Here is a 17,644-nt window from a genome sequence, read left to right as displayed (position 1 = left end):
ATAGATGGTGCCGACCACTGATTACTACGAGGTTCTTGGCGTATCCAGGGATGCCTCGACGGACGAGATCAAGAAGGCGTATCGCAAGCTCGCGCGACAGCTGCATCCCGACGTCAATCCGGACCCGGAGACGCAGGAACGCTTCAAGCAGGTCACCGGCGCCTACGAGGTCCTCGCCGACCCGAAGAAGCGGGAGATGTACGACCTCGGCGGCGATCCGCTGGCAGCCGGCGGAGGAGCGGGCGGCGGGTTCGGTCCCGGCTTCTCGTTCACCGACATCATGGACGCGTTCTTTGGTGGGACGGCCACCCGCGGCCCGCGCAGCCGGGTCCGCCGCGGTCAGGACGCCCTGGTCCGGCTGAAGGTCGATCTCGCCGAGGCGGTCTTCGGCGCCACCAAGGAGCTGCAGGTCGACACCGCGGTGGTATGTACCGTGTGTTCTGGTGCAGGGACGTCCGCGGGTGCGCAGCTTGCCACCTGTGACACCTGTGGTGGCCAGGGTGAGATCAAGCAGGTGCAGCGCTCGTTCATGGGCCAGGTCATGACCAGCCGCCCGTGCCCGCAATGCCAGGGATTCGGCTCGGTCAACCCGAACCCGTGCGTGGAGTGCGGGGGCGACGGGCGGGTGCGCAGCCGCCGCACGCTGACGATCAAGATCCCGGCCGGCGTCGACAGCGGCACGCGAATCCAGCTGGCCGGGCACGGTGAGGTCGGTCCCGGCGGGGGGCCGGCGGGTGACCTTTACGTCGAGATCGCCATCACTGCGCACCCGGTGTTCACCCGCGAGGACGACAATCTGCACTGCACCCTGAAGCTGCCGATGACGGCGGCTGCGCTCGGCACCAACGTCGAGCTGGAGACGCTGGACGGTAAGGAGATCATCGAGGTCCGGCCGGGTGCTCAGCACGGTGAACGGATTCGCCTGGCAGCGCGGGGAGTGCCGCGGTTGCGCGGCACCGGTCGAGGTGATCTCTTCGTCCACATCGAGGTGCAGACACCCACCAAGCTCGACGCCCGGCAGGAGGAACTGCTGCGGGAGCTGGCCAAGCTCCGCGGCGAGGAGTACGTTGCGGGTCCCGGCACGGTAGCGCAGCAGGGCAACCTGTTCAGCCGTATCCGGGAGGCATTCAAGGACGGCCTGAGCTGAGCGTCCCGGTCTTCATCGCCGACCCCGAGGCCCTGCGGGCCGGAGACCGGGTGCGGCTCGACGGCGACGAGGGCCGGCATGCGGCCGTGGTGCGCAGGATCGGTGTGGGCGAGCGGGTGGACCTCACCGACGGTGCCGGGCACGTTGCCCAGTGTGTCGTGTCGGCGGCCGACCGTACGGGGATCACGTGCGACGTCGAGTCCAGGGCCGACGTCGCGCCCCCAGCGCCTCGGATCGTCGTCGTTCAGGCGCTGCCGAAGGGCGAGCGAGGCGAGACGGCGGTGGAGACCCTCACCGAGGTCGGTGTCGACGAGATCGTGCCGTGGTCGGCCGCTCGGTGTGTCACGCGCTGGAAGGGTGAGCGTGGCGAGAAGGCGCTGCGCCGCTGGCGATCGACGTCGCGCGAGGCGGCGAAGCAGTCGCGGCGGGCATGGCTGCCCCGCGTCGGCGAGCTGGCGTCATCCGATGCGGTGGCGGCGCGCTTCGAGACGGCGGCGCTCGGGGTCGTCCTGCACGAGGAGGCGTCCGTGCCTCTGACCTCGGTCGAGCTTCCCGCTGCCGGGGACGTCGTCGTTGCTGTCGGCCCCGAAGGGGGCGTCTCGCCGGAGGAACTGGAGAGCTTCACGTCGGCCGGTGCGGTGGCCGCGCGGCTGGGTCCCACGGTGCTGCGGACGTCCACGGCGGGGACCGTGGCCGCCGGTGTCCTGCTGTCCCGCACGCCGCGCTGGCCCTAGATCGCCCCGGTTCCGAATGATCATGTAAACCATGTTTTCTCGTGCTTCACCAGGGCTGCAGACCTGGTGAAGCACGAGAAAACATGGTTTACATGATCATTTAGCGGGGGCCCATAAAAGCGGGTTCAGGGGGCGACGACGGTGAACTCCTTGGTCTCGAAGCGTGGCTCGGGGCCTTCGCCGTCGGACACGTCGTCCTCCATGACGGTGATCTCGTAGGTGCCTGGTTCGAGGTCGCCGAGCTCGATGCTGAACGGCGAGAACGTGAACGCTTCCTCCGTCTGCGTGATGCCGGAGTCGACCACCTCGCCGTCCCGGCGCAGCTCCCACAGCGCGTTCCCCTCGAAGACGGCGGCCACCCCGGAGACCGTCACCGGGCTGCTGACGTCCGCTCCGTATGCTGGGCTGTCGATGTCGATCAGGTAGCGCACGTCGATCTGATCGGCACGAGTGACCGGCTCGCTCACGTCGACGCTGCCGAACAGATCATCCGCCGGTGCGCCATCCACCAGGATCCGCACGGGCACGGCGCCGTCGACCTCCGGAACCAGCGGCATCGCGGCCGTCGCCGTCACGGTGTAGACGAGCTGCTGGACAGCTTCATCGGCCAGCTCCGGATCCGCGTCGAGCTCCACCGGCGAGCGCAGATCCACCTCGATGACGCCGTCCACCACCTCGGCCGAGATCACCTCGACCGGGGACCAGAGGCTCTCGTAGCGCGGATCGAACGACGTGCCGTTGAGCGACGCGTCGGCGGCGGCCAGTAGGGGATCGGTACCGGTGACGCTCTGCCATTCGCGGTTCACCTGGCCGTCCACCGTGAAGTAGACCGGCAGCGCCATGCGCTCGGCTGTCGCGGGCGGTTCGGTCTCGTCCGGCTCCTCGGCGGGATCAATGGGCTCAGATTCCGGGTCATCACCCGGGTCGTCGTCCGGGTCGCGGGTGGGATCAGCATCGGTCGGATCGACCGGCCCGGTTGTCGGCTCCTGTGAGGGCACGCTGGTCTGGCTGCTGGTCGGCGAGTCGGCCGGGCTCACCGACAGGTCGTCGGCGCCCGTACCCAGGGTGTTGACGGCGATGACGACGGCCGCCGCGGCGGTGGCGACGCCGGCCGCCACGCCGTAGAAGACCGGGTTGCGCCACCAGGGCGATTCGGCTGTGCGGCGCCGGATGCGGGCGAGTCCGTCGGGGCCGGGGGACACATTCTGGGCTGCGGCGTGAAGCGCCGCTTGCAGCTTCTCCTCCTCGGAGGACCATCTCTCGTTCACGGCGTTCACCTCCTCCACGATTCGAGTACGGGCCGCAGCGCGGCCATTCCGCGCGACGCGTGGCTTTTCACGGCCCCGTTGCTGATCTTCATTGCGCTGGCTATCTCCGACTCCGACAGGCCTCCGTAGTAGCGCAGGACGAGAGCCTCGCGCTGCCGTGCCGGGAGTTCCCGCAGCGCGTCGACGACGGCGTTGCCCACTTCGGCCGTCAAGGCGGTCTGCTCCGCGCTGGGCTCGTCCGGTGGAAGATCCTGCGGGTGCCGCTTGGCCACCTGGCGTCGTCGTTGCATGGAGCGGGTCCCATGAACCACTGACGTGCGCAGGTAGCCGGCCGCCTTCTGTGGATCCTTGAGGCGGCGCCATCGGCGGTGCAGCGCGACGAAGGCGTCCTGGACGATCTCCTCGGCGACGGACTCGTCACGCATCAGCAGAGCCGCCAGCCTGACCAGCCCGGCATAGTGCGCTGCGTAGAGTTCGGTGATCGCCGAATCCGCGTCCTGTGCGCCTTCGGCGTCACGCGTGCTGTCTTCCACCACATACTCCTACCGACGCGTTGCAGGCATGATCGGTTTACACGCTCCCCATCCCAGGCACAAGCTGATCGGCATTCCCTGGCAACGGTGGCGGATCGGTGCCCGGGGCGGGTCCTCGTCGTGCGAACTCGTCCGCCCGGCGGGAGGGTGATGATCGCGGAACAGCCGTCCGGGGTTCTACGATGCACGGATGAGTAGCCAAGTCGACTGCCTGTTCTGCAAGATCGTGGCGGGTGAGGTCCCGGCGTCGGTGGTCCGCGAGTCGGAGCGCACGCTGGCGTTCCGGGACGTCTCGCCGCAGGCCCCGACGCACGTGCTGGTGGTGCCCAAGGAGCACTACCAGGACGCCCCGGCGCTGGCCGCAGGCGATCCGCTGGCCATGGCCGAGGTGATCAGTGCGGGGGCAGCCGTGGCCGAGCAGGACGGCATCGAGGCGTTCCGGCTGGTCTTCAACACCGGCGCGGAAGCGGGCCAGTCGGTCTTCCACGCGCATCTCCACGTGCTCGGCGGGCGTGCGCTGTCGTGGCCGCCCGGCTGACACGTGCGGATCCACCTACGCGCAGACCACACCGGTGAAGCACAGTCTCCTCACGCCTGCACGGCACGATGGAAATACCCTGCTGGTTTCGCGCGTTCCTGGGTACCATGGTGTCTGCGTCGACAAGGACGGTGCCAGAAGCCAGAGCAGGCGAGTGGCCGAGACCGGAGGGTAGTGTGAGCGTGGCCCGTCAGGGCTGACCCATGACCGAGTTAGAACGGGCTCCAGAGGGAGCCCAACACACCATCGTCGTCCCATCGAGTATCTCGATGGTGAGCCTGCTCGGCTCCGCGGACGAACTCATCCGAGTCGTCGAGTCGTCGTATCCGGGCGTCGACATCCATGTGCGTGGCAACGAGATCACCATGACCGGCCAGCCGGGAGACATCGCGGAGGCCGAACGCGCCATCGACGAGCTGGTCGCCGTCGTACGGACCGGCCAGGGACTGACGCCCGAGGCCGTCGAGCGCACCGTGGCCATGCTCAGGGCTCGCACCACGGAACGGCCCGCCGACATCCTGACGGCCAACATCCTGTCCAACCGCGGCCGCACCATCCGGGCCAAGACGCTGAACCAGAAGCGCTACGTCGACGCGATCGACAAGCACACGGTCGTCTTCGGCATCGGCCCGGCCGGCACGGGAAAGACGTATCTCGCGGTGGCGAAGGCCGTGCAGGCGCTGCAGGCCAAGCAGGTCACGAGGATCGTCCTGACCAGGCCGGCCGTCGAAGCCGGCGAACGCCTGGGCTACCTGCCGGGCACGCTCAGCGAGAAGATCGACCCCTATCTGCGGCCGCTGTACGACGCGCTGCACGACATGATGGATCCCGCGTCCATCCCCCGGCTGATGACCGAGGGCACCATCGAGGTGGCGCCGCTCGCGTACATGCGGGGGCGCACCCTCAACGACGCGTTCGTCATCCTCGACGAGGCCCAGAACACCTCGCCGGAGCAGATGAAGATGTTTCTCACCCGGCTCGGCTTCGGCTCGAAGATGGTGGTGACCGGGGACGTCACCCAGGTGGACCTCCCGTCCGGCACGTCCAGCGGGCTCCGGGTGGTCGAAGGTATCCTCCACGGCATCGAGGACGTGCACTTCTGCCGGCTGAGCAGTCACGACGTCGTCCGCCACCGGCTGGTGAGCGAGATCGTCGACGCCTACGCCAAGTTCGACGCCGAGCCCGACGGCCGGGCAGGCGGGCACGCCGGCTCGCGCGGCCGCGACCGCCAGCGCTCCTCGGGGAGACGTTCGTGACCATCGAGGTCAACAACGAGACCACCACGGAGATCGACGTCAAGGCCCTGTCCGACCTCGCCAGGTTCGTGCTCGGCCAGCTACGGATCCATCCCCAGGCGGAGCTCGCCATCATGCTCGTCGACCCCGAGCCGATGGAAGAGCTGCACATGCAGTGGATGGACGAGCCCGGCCCCACCGATGTCCTGTCTTTCCCGATGGACGAGCTGCGGCCTCCGGCCGAGGGTGCCGAACCGGCGGAGGGGCTCCTGGGCGACGTCGTCCTGTGTCCCCAGGTCGCGGCGGCGCAGGCTCGGGGAGCCGGCCACAGTATGGAAGACGAGCTTCACCTGCTCACCACCCATGGCATTCTGCACTTGCTCGGTTACGACCATGCCGAGCCGGATGAGGAAAAAGAGATGTTCGGACTGCAGAACTCATTGCTGGGCGAGTGGCGCGCGGCCCGGAAGAGCCGGGCGTGAGCGCGGCGACCAAGGGGTGCAGACCGTGAACGGTTCAGCGTGGCTGCTCATCTCAGCGGTCATTCTGGTGGTTGTCGCTGGTCTCTTCGCCATGGCGGACGCGGCATTGACGAGCTTCTCCCGAGCTCGGGCCGAATCGCTGGTGAAGGCGAACCGGCGGGGAGCGCTACCGCTTCAGCGCCTGCTGGCTGATCCCGCGCCGGCCCTGAACACCGCTTTGCTGCTGAGGATCGCCGCGGAGATCACGGCCGTGGTGATCGTGACCGTGGTGAGCCTGGCCGCCTTCGACACTCGATGGCAGAGCGTGCTGGCCGCGGCCGGCGCGATGCTCGTCGTGTCGTTCGTCGCGATCGGTGTGGCGCCGCGAACCATCGGCCGCCAGCACTCGGAGGGCGTGGCGCTGGCGCTCGGCGGGCCGCTACTGACCCTCACCAGGGTCCTGGGGCCGATCCCCAAGCTGCTCATCCTGCTCGGGAACGCGCTGACACCGGGCAAGGGCTTCCGCGAAGGCCCCTTTGCGACGGAGGCCGATCTGAGGGAAATGGTGGACCTGGCGGAAGCCGGGAAGATCATCGAGTCCGGTGAGCGAGAGATGATCCACTCCGTCTTCGAACTGGGAGACACAGTGGTGCGGGAGGTCATGGTCCCACGCACCGACATGGTGTTCATCGAGGCGAACAAGACTCTGCGCCAGCTTCAGTCCCTGGCGCTGCGCAGCGGCTTCAGCCGTATTCCGGTGGTCGGCGCGGGTGGCCTGGACGACGTCATGGGGATCGCGTACCTGAAGGACGCCGCGAAACGCGTGCACGACGACCGCGCCGCCGAGACACGTGAGCTGGTGGAGTCGGTGACCCGGCCCGCCCTGTTCGTTCCCGATTCCAAGCCGGTCGACGACCTGCTCCGGGAGATGCAGGCACAACGGACGCACGTGGCGATCGTCGTCGACGAGTACGGGGGGACCGCGGGGCTGGTCACCATCGAGGACATCATCGAGGAGATCGTCGGTGAGATCGCCGACGAGTACGACACCACCGAGGAACAGGTTCAAGTGCTCGACGACGACATGGTGCGGGTCAGCGCCCGCCTCCACGTCGACGAACTGGGCGAGCTGTTCGGTCTCGAGCTGGAGGACGACGACGTGGACACCGTCGGCGGCCTGCTCGCCAAGCATCTGGGACGGGTGCCGATCTCGGGCGCGCAGGTCCAGGTCGGCGAGCTCTTCCTCGAGGCGGAGGACACCACTGGCCGCAGAAACCGGGTGAGTACGGTGAAGGTCCGCCGGGCGCCCGTGGAACGGGCAGAGGAGGAAGTGTGAGCCAGGAAGACACCGCGCTCGACCCCGAGGACGCGAAGATCGTGACCTTGGCGCGCAGCCTGCGCGGCCGCAACCGGTCCGCCGAGGGCGCTGCCGTGCGAGACCTCGACGGCCGGACCTATGTCGCGTCCTCCGTTACGCTGCCGTCGCTGACGTTGTCCGCGCTGCAGGCCGCCGTCGTCGTCGCCTCCGCCAGCGGCGCGCGCGGACTGGAGGCGGCGGCCGTCGTCAGCGGCGCCGAGCCCGGCGAGATCGACGTGACCGCCGTCACCGATCTGGGTGGTTCGGGGACTCCGGTGCACGTGGCGGGTACCGACGGTACATTGATCACTACGCGCCTAGCATGAACGACGAACCGTCGCGAAGCGTTTGACCGGCCCCCGGCGGGGGCACTGTTCATGGTGGCGTCAGTACGTTAACGTGCGGGCCGTGCCCTCCGCTTCGGTCGAACAGGTAGCGAGGGCAACCGACGGGACTGGAGACTAGAGAATGAACTTCTGCGGCAATTGCGGGGCGCGTGCTACCGGCACCGCGTTCTGCACCAACTGCGGCCAGCCACTGGCCCCAACGGCTCAGGGGAGCACGCCGGCTCCGGAGAGCGGGGGCCAGCCGGGCGTCTCTCAGGGGGTAGCCGCGCAGCCGGGAACCGCGTCGTTACCGGGAACTCAGCCCGGACAACCTGCCGCGACCCGGTCGAATCCATTCTCGGCCATTGCCGTGGGGGACTACGTCCGCGACGTCCTCGCCGTGCTGCTCCTGCTGCTTCCGCTCGGTATGGCCTGGGACTTCGAGGACAACGCCACCGGCAAGGTGTACGTCATCCTGGCCACCCTGCTGTCCGTCGCGTCGCTGTCGCTGCCCTATCTCAAGGCTGCCGGGGTGCTGCCGCCCACTCTCGCTCCGGCGCAGTTGCGTCTGGTGCGGTTGGTTGCGAACGCACCGTATTTCATCGTGGTGCTGGTCACTCTGGCCCTCGGCTACCTCGGCGACACCGGCGCGGGCGGCGTCGACATCGGCGACGGCGTCGGTGTCGGTGTCGTGATCGGCCTGGTAGGCGCGGTGCTCGCGGCTCAAGGCCGCTCGTCCGAGCAGGCGACGGGGGCCAGCGACGGTGCCCTCTGGCGGCTGATAGCGCTGGGGCTGGCCGGCCTCGGCGTGGTGCTCGGCGTGCTCAGCGTTGTCATCTTCATGATCGACGTAGGGGACTCGCTGGAGTGGAGCCAGCTGATCGCGCTCCTCGTCGCGATGATCCTCTTCGTCGGTGTGCCCGCGCTGGCTGCTGCCGGCTTCTACCGTGGTGAGGTCGCCTGGCGCGATACCGCCGTGGTGCTCGGCGTCGTCGGCTTGATGTCGGCCTTCTGGGCGCTCGGCGCCGACGAGACGGTCCACGACGTCTGGTCGTTGCGCCTGGACGGTCCGCGGATCCTGTTCTGGCCCGCCATCGGTGCGGCCGTGGTGGCCACGGGCGTCGTCCTGGCTATGCGCGCGGCTCCAGGTGCGCGTCGCTGGATCGGCCTGGTGGGCCGGTTGTTCGACACGACCGTCGTGATCGCGACGCTCGCGGTGCTCTACTACGGATTCTCGCTGATCGAGGACGAGGCGGGACGTGGGCCGCTCATCACCGTGCTTGTGCTGTCCCTGATCGCGGTCGCCGCTGCCTTCGTCGGCCGTAACGCCATTGCCGGCGATGCCGCGGCCGGGCGACCGGTGGCGATGGGCGTAGCCGGCGCGATGGTGATCATCGGCATCGTCCAGGCAGCTGTTCTCGGAACCTCCGAGTCGTCCGTGGTCGACGTCGTGTCCGCCACGGTCATCAGTGCGTGGTTCGTCTTCGCGATCACCATCGCGATCGCCTTGACCGCTCCTGCGACGGTCCGGCAGGAGCTGGGGCAGTTCACGCTTGGGCAGGGCGCCCAGGGTGCGGCGTCCCCGGCTGGCGCGACAGCAGGAGCGACAGCAGGAGCGACAGCAGGGACGGCCGCCTCGGCCGCTCGGCCGGCCTCCGCACGGACGGCGCCTGCTGACGCGTCTAAGGCATCGTCGCGGCACGTGGAGAACGACCGGGCTGCCAAGCCGGATGCCAGTACGTCCCGCAGTGGCACCCCAGAGACCGGGAAGCCGGAGCCCGAGCGGGCGAGCGCCTCCCCGGACGACGGGGCTACCCAGGTGTTGCCGGCGACCGCTCCGGCGGGCCAGGTGGACCCGGCGGCGGCCGAAGAGCCGGCCGATGTGCCGGTCACCGATGACAAGGCCGCTCCGCGCTCCGGTGCGCACGACGCCGGACGCGGCACCGATGACGCCACTCAGGTGATGGGCACTACGGACGACGCTACCCAGGTGATGAGCACACGGGAGCCCGCAGCTCCCGCCGCGCCGGAACCCGAAGCGCCGTCGGCGTCCGGCTACACAGCCGCCATCGCCTCGGACCCGAGCACTCCGTTGCAGACCCTGGCCGACATCGCCGCCAAGGAGCCGTCGCTGCGGCCGAACATCGCGCTGAATCCGTCCACCTATCCTGAGCTTCTCGACTGGCTGGGACAGCTCGGCGATCCGGCCGTGGACGATGCTCTTGGACGCCGATCGTCCCGGTGAATCGTGTCTGCGAGTGATGCCGCGGCCGGCCGACAGCCTGGTCGCGGCATCGCCGTTTCTGCCGGTTTCCGGGGCGGCCACGCCCATGCAGAAGAGAGGATCGGCATGTGATTCCCGTTGGTGACTACGTACGCGATGCGCTGGCCGTACTGTTCCTCCTCTTGCCGTTGGGCATGGCGTGGGACCTGCACCACCAGGGGACCGGCCACGGTTACCTCATTCCGGTCACGCTGCTGTCGATCATCTCCCTGGCGTTGCCATACCTGAGATCGGCGTCGGTGTTGCCCAGGGGTCTCGCGCTGGCTCCCGAGCGCCTCCGCGTGGTCCGGCTGCTCGCCAACGCCCCGTATATCGCCGTCGTCGTGATGGCCCTGGTGTCGGGTTATGTGGGTGACACCACGGTGGGTGACCTCCGATACGGTGACGGTGTCGGCGTGGGCCTGGCCGTCGGGATGGTCGGGGCTCTGCTGGCCGCGCAGGGGCGTGCTTCGGAGCAGCACGAAAGTACCGCCGACGGGCGGTTGTGGCAGGGCATCACCGTCGCCATCGCCGCGCTGGGCGTGTTGATGGGCCTGGTGAGCACCGTGCTCTTCCTGGCGGAGTCGGGTGGTGACAGGGGCTGGGGTGACGTCGCCGTTGATATCCTCGCAACGGTCTTCTTCGTCGGAGTTCCCCTGATCGCGGTGCGTGGCCTCGCCGTCGGCGACAGCGTCTGGCGCGACGTCACCATCGTGCTGGGTGGCGTAGGTCTTCTGGCGGCGCTGTGGGCGTCGGCAGCCGGTGACACCATGGGTGACGAGTGGTCGTTGCGGCTGGCCGGACCGCAATTCCTGCTCTGGCCCGCCCTCGGAGCCGCCGCCGCGGCGGCCGGTCTCGCCGTCGCTCATCCACCGCCCGCCGGAGCCGCTCGGTGGGTGCGGCTGCCGGTGCGGCTGTTTCAGACCATCACGCTGGTAGCGGTGCTGGCGGTCTTGATCTTCGGCTTCCGGATCGTCGACGACGTGGCTGCCCGCGGCCAGTACATCACCGCACTCGTCCTGTCGCTGATCGTCATGGTGGTCGCCGCCATAGGGCGCAACGCCCTGGTGAAGGACGCCAACGCCGGCCGTCCCGCAGCTCTTGGCGCAGCGCTCGGCCTGTTCCTGCTGGCACTGGTCACCATGGCGGTTCTCGGTGTGTCGGATTCCACCGTGGTCACTGTCGATGCCGCGACCACGATGAGTATGTCGTTCGTGTTCGCAGCCGTGATCGTCGTCGTGTTGACCGTGCCTCGATCAGTTCAGGACGAACTCGGCGAGGTGGATGTCGAAGGTGCCGTGGTCGACTCGGTCGCCTATCCGACGGGTCCTCACTCGAGTTCCTCACCACCCCCGCCTCCGCCAGTACACAGCGCACCGGCTGCCGGGAGAACGACGTCCGTCAGCGGACGCTCCTCGTCCGGGGACACGTCCGCGGATGCGGCGGCGGCCGATGCCGTGCCTGGGCAAGCTGGGCCCGGGAAAGCTGTGTCTGGAGATGCCGAATCCGGGAAAGCGGCGCCGGGGGATGCCGAATCCGGGAACGCTGAATCCGCGGTCGTTGAGCCGGGCGATACGGCGCCGGGCCACGCCGAATCCGGAGCAGCGGTGCCGGGCGATACGGTGCCAGGGGATGCGCGGGCACACGCCCAGCCACGGTCCCCCGAGGTCGATGTGCAGGTGGAGGACGAGTCCATCTGGGACGTGCATCCTGACACGTCCGGCGATGCACGCAGCGCAGATGGCGCACACAACGCTGACAGCGGAGACGGTGCGGACGCCGCGGGCTCGCCGGAGCAGTCCAGCGGGCGCTGGAGCGCACAGACGGCGTCGGACCCGGAGACTCCGCAGTCGACGCTCGCGAGAATCACGGCGGAGGAGCCGGCCCTCCGCCCGTACGTCGCCGCCAACCCCGCGGCCTATCCCGCGTTGCTGGAGTGGCTCGGCAAGCTGGGCGATCCCGCCGTCGATGACGCGCTCCGCCGGCGTTCCAGTCAATGAGAGACTCGTGGCGTGACTTCTCTCGATGACGGCACCAGCCCGCCGGAGTATCGCTCCGGCTTCGCCTGCTTCGTGGGCCGCCCCAACGCGGGCAAGTCCACGCTGACCAACGCGCTGGTCGGGCAGAAGGTGGCCATCACGTCGAGCCGGCCACAGACCACGCGGCATGCCATCCGCGGGATCGTCCATCGCGACGACGGCCAGCTGGTCCTCGTGGACACCCCGGGGCTGCACCGCCCTCGCACTCTGCTGGGCCAGCGCCTCAACGATCTCGTTCGCACCACGTGGGCCGAGGTCGACGTGGTGGGCCTGTGCATCCCGGCGGACGAGAGACTCGGCCCCGGTGACCGGTACATCGCCTCCGAGATCGCTCGCATCGCCCGTACGCCGAAGATCGCGGTGGTCACCAAGACCGACCGGGTGTCCGACGACCGGCTGGCCGAACAGCTGGTGGCGGTGGCGGAGCTCGGAACCGAGCTGGACCTGGACTGGGCCGAAATCGTCCCGGTGTCGGCGGTCGCAGGTCAGCAGGTGGACCTCCTTGCAGGGCTGCTGCTCGCGCAGATGCCCCCCGGCCCGCCCCTGTACCCGGAGGGGGACCTGACCGACGAGCCGGAGGAGACGCTCGTCGCGGAGCTGATCCGGGAGGCGGCGCTGGAGGGAGTCCGGGACGAGCTGCCGCACTCCATCGCGGTGGTCGTCGAGGAGATGATCCCGCGGGAGGACCGCCCCGCTGATCGGCCGCTTCTCGATGTGCACGTCAACATCTATGTCGAGCGGGACAGCCAGAAGTCGATCGTCATCGGGAAGAAAGGTGCCCGGCTGCGTGACGTCGGTACCCGGGCACGCCAGCACATCGAGCGGTTGCTCGGCACGCCCGTGTACCTCGACCTGCACGTCAAGGTGGCGAAGGACTGGCAACGCGATCCCAAGCAACTCGGCCGCCTCGGCTTCTGAGGCGGTCCCTGGGTGGAGCCTCGTCGTCGTTCCGCGGCAGCAAGCCTGGGACGTGCCGTCACCGGGCGCCGGGGTCGCGCGTCGGGAAGCCGATGGCGTAGAGTCGTCTTTCGTGCGGCGCTTCGGCCTCCTTCTTAGCTGCCGCGGTGAGGTTCGCTAGACCGGCTCCCTCCCCGCGGTGAGTTCGCGCTGCCGGTCGCGCTTATGTCGACCGCATATCAGGAGCCTTTCGCATGAATCCCGCTGATGCCACCGTGGCGTGGCCGCCCGTACAGAAGCCTTCCCGCATGCCGGCCCGCCGGTACCGTCCGTTCCACGAGCAGATCGCGGTCGATCTCCCCGACCGCACCTGGCCTACCCGCCGAATCGAGGCCGCGCCGGATTGGTGCGCTGTCGATCTGCGTGACGGGAACCAGGCACTGATCGACCCCATGAACGCCGAGCGCAAGAAGCGCATGTTCGATCTGCTCGTCCGGATGGGTTACAAGCAGATCGAGGTCGGCTTTCCGGCGGCCAGCCAGACGGATTTCGATTTCGTCCGCGAGCTGATCGAGGGCGGGCATATTCCCGACGACGTCGCAATCCAGGTGCTGACCCAATGCCGTGACGCGCTGATCGAGCGCACCTTCCAGTCTCTGCGCGGGGCCAAGCAGGCCATCGTCCACATCTACAACTCCACATCCATCCTGCAGCGCCGGGTGGTCTTCGGGCTGGATCGGGACGGCATCACCGACATCGCCACCAACGGAGCGCGAACCGCGCTCAAGTACGCCGAGGCGATCACCCCGGACACGCAGATCTACTGGGAGTACTCCCCGGAGTCCTACACCGGTACGGAGCTGGACTATGCGGCGGAGATCTGTGGCGCTGTCGCCGATGTGCTGGAGCCGACGCCGGACCGCAAAATGATCGTCAACTTGCCGGCCACCGTCGAGATGGCCACGCCCAACGTCTACGCGGACTCCATCGAGTGGATGAACCGCAACCTCCCGCACCGCGAATCGATGATCCTGTCGCTGCATCCGCACAACGATCGCGGAACCGGTGTGGCGGCAGCCGAGCTGGGCCTGTTGGCGGGTGCCGACCGGGTGGAGGGCTGCCTGTTCGGCAATGGGGAGCGCACGGGCAATGTCTGCCTGGTCACGCTGGGAATGAATCTGTTCACGCAGGGCATCGACCCACAGATCGACTTCGGCGACATCGACGAGATCCGGCGCACGGTCGAGTACTGCAACCAGCTACGGGTTCCCGAGCGGCACCCGTGGGGCGGCGATCTGGTGTACACGGCGTTCTCCGGCAGCCATCAGGACGCGATCAACAAGGGATTCGCCGCCTTGGAACGTGACGCCAAGGACGCCGGCACCGCGGTCGACGACTTCGCCTGGGAGGTCCCGTACCTACCGGTGGACCCGAAGGACGTCGGGCGCACCTACGAGGCCGTGATCCGGGTCAACTCGCAGTCCGGGAAGGGGGGCGTCGCCTACGTGATGAAGTCCGAGCACCAGCTTGACCTGCCCCGCCGGCTGCAGGTCGAGTTCTCCGGCGTCATCCAGGCCGTCACCGACGGTGAGGGCGGGGAAGTAGACCCGGCCAGGATGGGCGCCATCTTCAATGCGGAGTACCTAGAGCGCACCACGCCCCTGGCGTTGAATTCCGTGCACACCTCTTCGGCCGCGGGCGAGCGCGACGTGCTCGAGGTCGGCGTCTACGTGAACGGCGAGCGTCGCACTCTCCACGGGTCCGGCGACGGTCCGATCGACGCGTTCGTCAACGCGCTGGCCGACACCGGCTACGAGGTGCGCGTCCTCGACTACGCCGAGCACGCGTTGAGCTCGGGTGCCGACGCCAAGGCCGCCGCGTACCTGGAGTGCTCCGTAGACGGTGACGTGTACTGGGGTGTCGGGGTCGACCCGAACATCGTCACCGCGTCGCTCAAGGCGATCGTCAGCGCCGTCAATCGCTCCGCGAGGTAGCTGACCATCCTCCCGCGTCGGTCACGGGCGAGTGCCCCGGGTATGCCAGTTCAGGGAAATATTCGTCGGTGACCGATGACGACGTAACTCGTGACAGTGGTTGTCAGGGTTTGGTGCCAAGCTCACCAACATGAGGAATACATTGGAAGGCAAGGTCGCGCTGGTGGCCGGTGCGACGCGCGGCGCGGGACGGGGTATCGCCGTCGAACTCGGCGCGGCTGGCGCCACGGTCTATGTGACGGGCAGGAGTACGCGCGAACGGCGCTCGGAAATGGACCGCCCAGAGACTATCGAGGAAACGGCGGAACTGGTGACCGCTGCCGGCGGGCATGGTATTCCGGTGGCGGTGGACCACCTGGAGCATAGCCAGGTGCAGGCGCTGGTGGAGCGCATCGACCGGGATCATGGCCGGCTGGACGTGCTCGTCAACGACATCTGGGGCGGCGAACTGCTGTTCAGCTGGGATGACAAACTCTGGGAGCACTCGCTGGACAAGGGATTGCGCATTCTCCGGCTGGCTATCGACACGCACATCATCACCAGCCATCTCGCTCTGCCGCTGCTGATCAGGCGGCCGGGAGGATTGGTGGTCGAGGTCACCGACGGCACCGCCGAGTACAACTCCACCAATTACCGGGTCTCCTTCTTCTATGACTTGGCCAAGACCTCGGTGATCCGGATGGGTTTCGCGCAGGCGAAGGAGCTCGCTCCCTTTGGGGCCACCGCGGTGTCCCTGACCCCAGGCTGGCTGCGTTCGGAAATCATGCTGGAGGCATTCGGCGTTCGCGAGGAGAACTGGCGAGATGCGCTGAGCGACCAGCCGCATTTCGCTATCTCGGAGACGCCCCGGTATGTGGGGCGAGCCGTGGCCGCGCTGGCCGGAGATCCCGATGTGTCGCGCTGGAACGGAGAGTCCCTGTCCAGCGGGCAACTGGCGCAGGTCTACGGTTTCACCGATCTGGACGGCAGCCGGCCCGACGCGTGGCGGTATCTCGTCGAGGTGCAAGATGCCGGCAAGTCTGCGGACGTCACCGGCTACCGCTGATGGTTCATCTGCGGCTCGGCGGCATTCGGTGGCGGCACGTCGGTCGGTGGTGCGCGGACGCGGGATGCATGACTAGTTCCTCCTGAGCATTAGGCGCCCCGGTAGCGGTCTCTAATCTCCGGGCGCTGCCGAAAGCCGGCTGCCGTGTAGGTGGCGACGGCGCCGATGTTGGAGCTGGGGGTGTAAACGATCGCGCTCGAGGAGCCCACTTCCTGGAGTGCTGCCGCCGCGGCGATGGTGATCGCCTTGCCGTAGCCGTGACCGCGGTGTTCCCGGTGTACGCCCATCGGTTCTATCAACCCGGGCTTACCGGGACCTGCTGACCACGTGGTCACCGCCGCTACCGGGTTTCCCTGGTCGTCGTACGCGACCAGACACCGGGCATCGGTGTACGGCAGTCCGGCTGCCATCGCGTGCCAGCGCTCATCTGTGAACAGCGACCCGTCGAAAGCTGCCCGATGAACGGCGGTCCGCACGTGCGCCTGCGCGGGCCTGGTCACCTCGATCCGCACACCCGGTTCCTTCACCGGCTCCGTGAGGTCGCGGTGCAGCGGCGTCCACGGCTCGTCGGTGTTCCAGCCGTGCTTGGCCAGCAGATCTTGGAGGAGTGCGTCCATCGGCGCTTCGACGTTCGCCCTCCCCTCGGACAGTACGCCGCGCCGCGGTTCGGTGATGTCCTCAACCAGCTGTTGCGCTAGTTCCTCGTTCCGCCGGGCGTCTGGCGCCATCGTCAGCCGCAGAAGCTTGGGGCCGTCGAGCAGCCCAACTGCGAGGATCTGTCTGTCCCGGCTCCAGGTGCGGACCGCCGCGGCCGTCGCCTCTGCACCGAACTGCCAGAACCAGCCCAAATCCCCCGGATGCAGTTGCCACGGCGCGCCGTCGTCCTGCCATTCCCGCAGCACGCCCACAGCTTCGCTCAGCCCGTCGACTCCCGGCATGCCCAACGCAATCACCATACGACTATCAAATACCACCGCGTCGTCAGTCCGCATCTGGGTTTTGAGCGGCTCGGGTTCGGTCACTGGTTTGTGGCCGCCTCTGATGTCTATGCTCCTCGACCAGGAGCCTCACCTCTCGTACCCGTATTCCACGCCCGGGTGGCGCATCAGGCGGCCGTTGCCGACGGAGATGCTGCCCCTTAGGCAGGTCGCTTCTTGGTGATGGAGATTCACCGGCTGGGCCTGTGTTCGAGGCTCGTTGGCTCTAGTGAGTCAAGGTCACCCTTGCCAGGTTGGGTAATCACGTGTTCGAGGCGGCACTCCGCGGGTTCACCGCGTTGATGCCCGGGACCTTGTCGGTGGCTGCCGGTATGCTCGAACACATGTTTGAGGATGGCGGTTACAGCAGCGGTGGGGGTGGGGTGCACCCGGTGGTGGGTGTGCTCGACGCTGCGGACGCTGTGCTCGCGGACGGCCGGGAGGTGCACGCGCGGGGGCTGGGCGATGAGGACCTGGCTGAGGTGCTGGTGCGTGCGCACGCGCTGGCGGCGAAGCAGGCCGAGCTGTTCCTGCGGTTTCTCGCCGAGGCCGACACCCGCGATCTCGGCCGCCGCCTCGGCGCGTCGTCCACCACGGCGTGGCTGCGTGATGCGCTACGCATGCGCCCCGGCACCGCCAAAACGAACGTGGATCTGGCGCACCGGCTCACTCCACCCGCTCCGGTCGAGGACTACGCCGCCAACCCCGCCGCCGGGCCACGCACATCACGGTCGATGCCGGCCACCCACACCGCCCTGACCGCGGGGGAGATCTCCACCGATCACGCCACCGTGATCTCGAAGACGATGGCCCGCCTGCCGCCCGATGTG

General features: G+C 68.2%; 16 protein-coding genes. 13 read left to right on the top strand and 3 right to left on the bottom strand.

Annotated features, from left to right (window positions below):
* Positions 1 to 4: 4 nt before the first annotated feature.
* Both dnaJ and G1H11_RS22960 read left to right on the top strand, forming a co-directional pair.
* Positions 5 to 1,147, top strand: a complete 1,143-nt coding sequence (gene dnaJ, locus G1H11_RS22965) for a molecular chaperone DnaJ (protein ID WP_163820957.1) — start codon at positions 5 to 7, stop codon at positions 1,145 to 1,147.
* Positions 1,144 to 1,881: a 16S rRNA (uracil(1498)-N(3))-methyltransferase gene (locus G1H11_RS22960; protein WP_163821017.1), complete on the top strand. Its 738-nt coding sequence runs from the start codon at positions 1,144 to 1,146 to the stop codon at positions 1,879 to 1,881. Before dnaJ ends, G1H11_RS22960 begins: the two co-directional genes overlap by 4 nt.
* Positions 1,882 to 2,006: 125 nt before the next feature.
* On the opposite strand, the gene G1H11_RS27285 is transcribed toward G1H11_RS22960, so the two are convergent.
* Positions 2,007 to 3,149 carry a Gmad2 immunoglobulin-like domain-containing protein gene (locus G1H11_RS27285; RefSeq protein WP_163820956.1) on the bottom strand — a complete coding sequence of 381 codons (1,143 nt, stop codon included), beginning with the start codon at positions 3,147 to 3,149 and terminating at the stop codon, positions 2,007 to 2,009.
* Positions 3,150 to 3,154: 5 nt separating this feature from the next.
* Positions 3,155 to 3,685: a SigE family RNA polymerase sigma factor gene (locus tag G1H11_RS22950; RefSeq protein ID WP_163820955.1), complete on the bottom strand. Its 531-nt coding sequence runs from the start codon at positions 3,683 to 3,685 to the stop codon at positions 3,155 to 3,157.
* Positions 3,686 to 3,872: 187 nt separating this feature from the next.
* Between G1H11_RS22950 and G1H11_RS22945 the strand changes: the two genes are divergently transcribed.
* The 10 genes from G1H11_RS22945 to G1H11_RS22900 all read left to right on the top strand — a co-directional run bounded on the left by G1H11_RS22945 (position 3,873) and on the right by G1H11_RS22900 (position 15,837).
* Positions 3,873 to 4,220 (top strand): histidine triad nucleotide-binding protein, encoded by a 348-nt coding sequence (locus G1H11_RS22945; RefSeq protein ID WP_163820954.1) that lies wholly within the window; start codon positions 3,873 to 3,875, stop codon positions 4,218 to 4,220.
* Between the two features lie 203 nt (positions 4,221 to 4,423).
* The gene (locus G1H11_RS22940; protein WP_174257901.1) at positions 4,424 to 5,476 is read left to right on the top strand and encodes a PhoH family protein; all 1,053 of its coding nucleotides are present in this window, start codon (positions 4,424 to 4,426) and stop codon (positions 5,474 to 5,476) included.
* Positions 5,473 to 5,937 (top strand): rRNA maturation RNase YbeY, encoded by a 465-nt coding sequence (gene ybeY, locus G1H11_RS22935; protein ID WP_163820953.1) that lies wholly within the window; start codon positions 5,473 to 5,475, stop codon positions 5,935 to 5,937. Before G1H11_RS22940 ends, ybeY begins: the two co-directional genes overlap by 4 nt.
* Before the next feature lie 25 nt (positions 5,938 to 5,962).
* Complete coding sequence (locus tag G1H11_RS22930; RefSeq protein WP_216844056.1) at positions 5,963 to 7,252, top strand: hemolysin family protein; 1,290 nt, start codon at positions 5,963 to 5,965, stop codon at positions 7,250 to 7,252.
* Positions 7,249 to 7,599: a cytidine deaminase gene (locus G1H11_RS22925; protein ID WP_163820951.1), complete on the top strand. Its 351-nt coding sequence runs from the start codon at positions 7,249 to 7,251 to the stop codon at positions 7,597 to 7,599. Before G1H11_RS22930 ends, G1H11_RS22925 begins: the two co-directional genes overlap by 4 nt.
* A gap of 370 nt (positions 7,600 to 7,969) precedes the next feature.
* Entirely contained in the window at positions 7,970 to 9,844 is a 1,875-nt protein-coding gene (locus G1H11_RS22920) for a DUF7937 domain-containing protein (protein ID WP_163820950.1), read from the top strand.
* Between the two features lie 107 nt (positions 9,845 to 9,951).
* Complete coding sequence (locus G1H11_RS22915) at positions 9,952 to 11,862, top strand: DUF7937 domain-containing protein (RefSeq protein ID WP_163820944.1); 1,911 nt, start codon at positions 9,952 to 9,954, stop codon at positions 11,860 to 11,862.
* A gap of 12 nt (positions 11,863 to 11,874) precedes the next feature.
* Positions 11,875 to 12,819: a GTPase Era gene (era, locus tag G1H11_RS22910; RefSeq protein WP_163820949.1), complete on the top strand. Its 945-nt coding sequence runs from the start codon at positions 11,875 to 11,877 to the stop codon at positions 12,817 to 12,819.
* A gap of 233 nt (positions 12,820 to 13,052) precedes the next feature.
* Positions 13,053 to 14,792: a 2-isopropylmalate synthase gene (gene leuA / locus G1H11_RS22905; RefSeq protein ID WP_163820948.1), complete on the top strand. Its 1,740-nt coding sequence runs from the start codon at positions 13,053 to 13,055 to the stop codon at positions 14,790 to 14,792.
* 130 nt (positions 14,793 to 14,922) lie between these two features.
* Positions 14,923 to 15,837: an SDR family oxidoreductase gene (locus G1H11_RS22900; protein ID WP_163820947.1), complete on the top strand. Its 915-nt coding sequence runs from the start codon at positions 14,923 to 14,925 to the stop codon at positions 15,835 to 15,837.
* Positions 15,838 to 15,926: 89 nt separating this feature from the next.
* On the opposite strand, the gene G1H11_RS22895 is transcribed toward G1H11_RS22900, so the two are convergent.
* Entirely contained in the window at positions 15,927 to 16,793 is an 867-nt protein-coding gene (locus G1H11_RS22895) for a GNAT family N-acetyltransferase (RefSeq protein ID WP_163820946.1), read from the bottom strand.
* Positions 16,794 to 17,158: 365 nt separating this feature from the next.
* On the opposite strand from G1H11_RS22895, the gene G1H11_RS22890 reads away from it, so the two are divergent.
* Positions 17,159 to 17,644, top strand: a 486-nt coding sequence (locus tag G1H11_RS22890) for a DUF222 domain-containing protein (protein ID WP_163820945.1), incomplete at its 3' end; no start/stop codon positions are given.

The sequence above is a fragment of the Phytoactinopolyspora alkaliphila genome, assembly GCF_010550695.1.
Taxonomy (GTDB): domain Bacteria; phylum Actinomycetota; class Actinomycetes; order Jiangellales; family Jiangellaceae; genus Phytoactinopolyspora; species Phytoactinopolyspora alkaliphila.
Note: the sequence above shows the minus strand (reverse complement) of the source record. Positions and strands in the feature narration are given on the sequence as shown.

Coding starts and splice junctions, on each gene's coding strand:
- G1H11_RS22900 (WP_163820947.1), top strand. CDS start 14,923: ATGAGGAATACATTGGAAGGCAAGGTCGCGCTGGTGGCCGGTGCGACG.
- dnaJ (WP_163820957.1), top strand. CDS start 5: ATGGTGCCGACCACTGATTACTACGAGGTTCTTGGCGTATCCAGGGAT.
- G1H11_RS22945 (WP_163820954.1), top strand. CDS start 3,873: ATGAGTAGCCAAGTCGACTGCCTGTTCTGCAAGATCGTGGCGGGTGAG.
- G1H11_RS22895 (WP_163820946.1), bottom strand. CDS start 16,793: ATGGTGATTGCGTTGGGCATGCCGGGAGTCGACGGGCTGAGCGAAGCT.
- leuA (WP_163820948.1), top strand. CDS start 13,053: ATGAATCCCGCTGATGCCACCGTGGCGTGGCCGCCCGTACAGAAGCCT.
- G1H11_RS22940 (WP_174257901.1), top strand. CDS start 4,424: ATGACCGAGTTAGAACGGGCTCCAGAGGGAGCCCAACACACCATCGTC.